This window comes from Dactylosporangium sp. NPDC050688 (genome assembly GCF_040654515.1).
GTDB lineage: Bacteria > Actinomycetota > Actinomycetes > Mycobacteriales > Micromonosporaceae > Dactylosporangium.
In genome coordinates this window covers 29074-29855 of the sequence record NZ_JBFAIC010000099.1, presented here as the reverse complement: position 1 = coordinate 29855, position 782 = coordinate 29074, and the positions used below count along the sequence as shown (strand labels likewise).

Annotated in this window: 1 protein-coding gene; it reads left to right on the top strand. The window is 68.0% G+C overall.

Going from position 1 to position 782, the window contains the following annotated elements:
* Positions 1-426, top strand: a 426-nt coding sequence (locus AB0H83_RS47715) for a hypothetical protein (protein WP_360109223.1), incomplete at its 5' end; no start/stop codon positions are given.
* Positions 427-782: the final 356 nt, after the last annotated feature.

The window sequence follows — 782 nt, the reverse complement described above, 5'->3', positions numbered from 1 at the left end:
CTGCGCATCGACGGCCGCGGCACGGTCCAGGACTCCTGGCTGCACGACCCCAAGGGCACCGGCTCCGCCCAGCACAACGACGTCATCCAGTCGACGAACGCGATCTACATCCGGATCCTGCACAACCGCCTGGAGAACCAGCACACCCAGACCTCGTGCATCCTGCTCAAGGCCGACATCGGCTCGATCAGCGACGTCGTCGTCGACAGCAACCTCATGAACGGCGGCGGCTACTCGTTCTACTGGTACGACGCCAACTACAAGATCACCAACGGCAGGGTCACGAACAACAAGTTCATGCGCCAGTCCGGCGGTGGCTTCTGGCCCAAGGGCGGCTACCACGGCACCCAGGCCCTCCAGGCGTCGCAGCTGCCCACGTGGAGCAACAACACCTGGAACGACAACGGCCAGCAGATCAAGATGTGACGTAACGGGACCATCAGGCAGGGGCGCGGCACCGGTTCGTCCGGCACCGCGCCCCTGCCTTTTGCCGTACTTGATCTTATTGCCGTGCTTGCCTTTGCCGTGCTTGCCGGGTGGCATTTCTCCGGTTTGACCTGGGCTCGGCGTGGCTGGCTGAGCTTTGCGCGCAGCCATCGTTCCCGGTACGGCACCGTCGCCGGCCGCGGTGCGGGAACCACGATCGGACGCGGTGCGGGCAGCTGCAGCGGCCGTCCCGACCGCGTCCGCGATGCGCCGCGCCGAGGGCCGCCCGGCCGCTCCGGCGGCCGCCCTGCGCTCCGTCTTGACGGCGAGCAGCCGGGCCCGCGCCGCAGGCGCAG